General features: G+C 71.9%; 4 protein-coding genes and 1 pseudogene (1 of these 5 running past the window's edge). 2 read left to right on the forward strand and 3 right to left on the reverse strand.

Translation table 11 applies throughout. The features are described 5' to 3' along the window. A partial coding sequence (locus FrCorBMG51_RS30795) for an enoyl-CoA hydratase/isomerase family protein (RefSeq protein ID WP_235433426.1) occupies nucleotides 1-317 on the reverse strand: 317 nt, incomplete at its 3' end. A gap of 33 nt (nucleotides 318-350) precedes the next feature. On the opposite strand from FrCorBMG51_RS30795, the gene FrCorBMG51_RS30800 reads away from it, so the two are divergent. Then, nucleotides 351-986 (forward strand): hypothetical protein, encoded by a 636-nt coding sequence (locus FrCorBMG51_RS30800; RefSeq protein WP_235433431.1) that lies wholly within the window; start codon nucleotides 351-353, stop codon nucleotides 984-986. On the opposite strand, the gene FrCorBMG51_RS26445 is transcribed toward FrCorBMG51_RS30800, so the two are convergent. After that, nucleotides 905-1,123, reverse strand: a complete 219-nt coding sequence (locus FrCorBMG51_RS26445) for a helix-turn-helix domain-containing protein (protein ID WP_013873150.1) — start codon at nucleotides 1,121-1,123, stop codon at nucleotides 905-907. The two genes, FrCorBMG51_RS30800 and FrCorBMG51_RS26445, sit on opposite strands and share 82 nt — an antisense overlap. Nucleotides 1,124-1,820: 697 nt before the next feature. Here FrCorBMG51_RS26445 and FrCorBMG51_RS07555 point away from each other — a divergent pair. Next, the gene (locus FrCorBMG51_RS07555; protein ID WP_052914455.1) at nucleotides 1,821-3,323 is read left to right on the forward strand and encodes a hypothetical protein; all 1,503 of its coding nucleotides are present in this window, start codon (nucleotides 1,821-1,823) and stop codon (nucleotides 3,321-3,323) included. A gap of 93 nt (nucleotides 3,324-3,416) precedes the next feature. On the opposite strand, the pseudogene FrCorBMG51_RS07560 reads toward FrCorBMG51_RS07555, so the two are convergent. Further along, nucleotides 3,417-4,216, reverse strand: a pseudogene (locus tag FrCorBMG51_RS07560) (cation diffusion facilitator family transporter); it runs 200 nt beyond the window's last position.

The raw sequence follows: 4,216 nt of genomic DNA on the forward strand, positions 1-4,216 counted from the left end.
GCGGGGGCGGCCAGCCGGTCCACCAGCCCCACCGCCTGGGCCTGAGCGCCGGAAAGAACACGCCCGGTCACACACAGGTCCAGCGCACGGCTGTAGCCGACCAGGTCGACCAGCACCCGGGAAACCCCGAGCGCCGGAATGCGGCCATGGCGGACGTCGCCGAAGGACAGGTACGCGTCGTCACGGGCAACCCGTAGGTCGCAGGCGAGCGCGAGGTGCAGGGCGTCGACGGCGTACCCGCTGACGACCGCGACGCTGAACAGGTCGGGACGCGACAGCCAGCCGAGCGCGGACTGCCAGCCAGCAGCCGTCCCCATGTCATGGAATGCCCCGTGGTCATGGAGTACCTCGTGGGACGCCTCATGGGGCGCCTGGAATGCCACGTCGCCCGCGGCCGGCCATCTCGCGGCCGTCCCACCGTCGGACTGCCGGCCCGTGAGCCCGCCGTCGGCCAGCCGCTCCGCGAGCGGTCGGCCGCCAACCGGTTGATCGCCAGCCGGCTGACCGCCGAGCGAGCGGCCGCCAATCGGTTGATCACCCGTCAACCGCTCCCCGGCCGCTACGCGGCGACCACCGGTGGGCGGCGACGAGACACCGGTGATCCGAAGGATCACCAGTCGGACGCTGCCGGGCAGGGAGCGTCCGATACCGGCCAGCACAGCGGGCAGCGCGGCGGACGGGCCGGATACGTGCGCACCTGGTTCGTGCGCACCTGGTTCATCCGCGGTTGGTTCATGCGCACCTGGTTCATGCACGGTTGGCGCGTACGTGACTGGTATGTGTGCGGTTGGTACATGCACGGTGGCGTGATCCTGACGATCGACGGCGATGGTCGCCCTCGGACCGTCGATCGCCAGCGCCAGACCGACCGCCGCCTGGTCGGCGACGGCCGGCACCGACATGATCAGGCGCTCTTCTTCTTGCTGCCCCGGGTGGCACCGCCGCGACCCCGCAGGGTCGTGCCGGACTCCGAGAGGATGCGGTGAACGAACCCGTACGAACGGCCCGACGACTCGGCGAGAAGACGGATGCTCTGCCCTGCCTCGTACTTCTTCCGAAGCTCTGATGCAAGCTTGTCGCGCTCCGCGCCGGTGATCCGGGTTCCTTTCCTAAGCTCGGCCAATGTGGCCCCCTCCGTGATAGATGATCTGCGAACCGATCTTCACTCAGTTGCGGTGAACGCGCCACTCGAAGCGCATGTGATCCATCACACGATCTCCTTCACAAGCTCGATGCCCCCAGGCGGATCTGTCAAGACTTTCCCTTCCAGGCACCACGGGAACAACAACAGCCACGCACCGGCTCCGACCCATTTCCCCCACCAGTCAGCGAGAAACCGTGTTCATACCAACATCATGACAACGTTCGCACTCTCTGGCCACTACCGTCCCTGACGGGAACTTCGGCGCGTAACGCCGAACGGCACACCGAACCAGCAGCGGAGCAGCAACGAAGCAGCAGCACCGCACCTCACCTGCGCCGCGCCCGCGTCTTCGACGAGGGCGGTCGCGGTCTGNCCGCGAACACCATCCACCGGACACCGCCGAATGAGCGCCGACGGGCCTCTCACGCACCGGTCGAACAGCAAGCCGCCAGCCTGGTTACGGTGCATACGTGGTCATCACGCCGGCGGACCGGGCCTGCCAGTCGGCGTGCCCGTCGCCGGAAATGCGCCCGGCCGCCACCGGCACCAGGCGACGCGCCGCTTCCGCGCCGCCCATCCGTCCCGCGGCAATCCGGATCCGCCCGGCGAACCGACAACGATATGATCATGTCCTTCCCGCGCCGCACCCGGCCCGCGTCCCCGGGTCACGCTGAAGGTGGCCGACGTTCCGATCACCACCGCGCCGTCGGGCAGCGGGACGGGTGAAAGCGGACGGCCGGGTATCCGGGAACGCATGCGGGACCGGCCGTCCCCCGGCACCGATTCCGCCCAGCCCGCGGAAATCGCGCTGTGGATCGCCGCGATCGCCGGCTGTCTGGGCCTGGCCGCGCTGGCGCGTGCCGCCGCCGGCCAGGGATGGGACCCGCTGCCGGCCACGTTCGGCGGACTGCCGTTCACCGCGGACCGACGCCCCGACGTCTCCCCGGCATCCCTGCTCGCCCCGGCGGTGGCGGCCGTGGTCGTCATCGCGGCCTGGCGCGGCGTCCACACCCGGCTGCGTTGGATCCCGCTTCTCGTCGCCGGCTACGTGGCCGCGTTGGGCTGGGCCGTGGCGCTGGCGGCGGGCAACGCCCACCTGGGGGCGCTGACGGCGGGCAACGCTCGCTCGGGCCCGGCCGACGTGCTCGCGGTCGGCGCGTCCACGGCCAGCGACGGGCACCTGCCGGACCTGGGCGCGGCCGACGCCGACCTGGCGGCCCTGCTGCGGACGTTCACCGAGCACACCGGCGCCGACGGCTACGGCGCGCGGGCCCGCCCCCCCGGGCCGACGCTGCTGGTGTGGGCGCTCGCCCAACTGGGGATCACCGCGCCGACCGCCCTCGGTGCCGTCCTGACGGCGCTGGGCGCGGTCACGGTCCCCCTGGTTGCGATCGCGGTCCGGTCGCTGTGCCACGAGGCCGCGGCCCGCCGTCTCGTCCCGGTCCTGGTGCTGGCGCCCTGGGCGCTGTGGACGGTCGCGTCGGTGGACGCGGTGACCGCGGCTGTCGGTGCCGCGTTTGTCACGCTCGGGGTCGTCGGCTCCGAACCGGGACGGCGGCTGTGGTGGGCGGTGGCGTGCGGCCTGTTCTTCGGCGTGGCCACGCTGTTCGACTACGCGATGCCCTGGCTTGGCGCGACGGTCGTCGCCACGTACTTCGTCCGCCGCCGGCCGCTGCTCAACGTGATCACCGGCGGCTGTTTCCTGGTGCCGTTGTCGTTGCTGTCGCTGTGGGGGTTCTCCTGGTCGGACGGGCTGGCCGCGGCCCGCGAGGGGGCCGCCCACACGGCCGCGCGGGCCGGCCTGGCCGGCGCGGCGACGCTTCCGGAGTCGCTCACCCGGCTGCCGGTGGGGCTCGCGGTCGTGCTGGTCGCGTGCGGGCCGTTGATCATCCGGGCGGTCCGGCGGATCCGGCTCACGCCCGGCTGGCCGTTCCTGGTCGGCGCGGTCCCCGCGGTCCTCTTCGGCGTGCTGACGGGGCTTGCCGCCACGGCGCTGGAGTGGTCCTGGCTGCCGTTCTACTGCTGGCTGGTGGTGCCCGCGCTGGCCCCGGACCCACGCCCGTCCGACCCGGGCGACACCGCCCGTGCCGGCACCCTCCCGCTGGCCCTGACCATCGCCGGCGCCCTCACCGCGCTCATCGCCCAAACCCTCCTCAGCACCGCCCCGCCCCTCCCATGAGCTGTCAGATCACGAGAACGAGGGAACAGGTGGTTGCCACAGCAGCCACCTACGTACTCGTCCTCATGATCGCGACGGGAGGCGCGGGGCTGGTCAGTGGCCTGGTGGGGTGCTGATCCGCGCCGTGGCGGACTCGTTCACGGCGGACGGGTCCACCGGTAGGTGGAGGAGGTCCGGTTCCAGGTAGATCCGGTGTGCGATGGGGACCGCGGCGCGCAGCCGGGTCTCGGCGTCGTTGATCACAGCCGCGACGGCGGGTACGGTCAGCTCCACGTCCAGCACGATCTTCGCCGCGACGAGCAGCTCGTCCGGCCCCAGGTGCAGGGTGCGGATGTGGATGACGTCGGTGATGTGCGGGGAGCGCCCGAGGACGTCCCGGATGACCGCGACCGTCGCCGGGGTCGCCGCCTCCCCCACCAGCATCGCCTGGGTCTCCAGCGCGACGATGACGGCCACCACAAGCAGCAGGATCCCGATGGCGAGGGTGCCCGCGCCGTCCCAGATCGGGTCGTCGGTCAGCAGGGTCAGGCCCACACCGCCCAGGGCGAGCAGGAGGCCCAGCAGCGCGGCAAGGTCCTCCAGGAGCACCACCGGCAGCTCGGGGGCGCGGGCCGTGCGGATGAAGCCCCACCATGACGCGTCCCCCTTGACCTGCCGGGTCTCGTGGATCGCGGTCCGGAAGGAGAACGCCTCCAGGCCGATCGCCACCAGCAGGACGACCACCGCCACCACGCCGTTGTCCAGATGGTGCGGGTGGCGCAGCTTCTCCACGCCCTCGTAGACCGAGAACAGCCCGCCCACGCTGAACAGCACGATTCCGACGAGGAAGCCGGCGATGTAGCGGGACCGGCCGTAGCCGAAGGGGTGCTCCTCGTCGGCCGGCCGGGTGGCGC

The sequence above is a fragment of the Protofrankia coriariae genome, from assembly GCF_001017755.1.
GTDB classification, from domain to species: domain Bacteria; phylum Actinomycetota; class Actinomycetes; order Frankiales; family Frankiaceae; genus Protofrankia; species Protofrankia coriariae.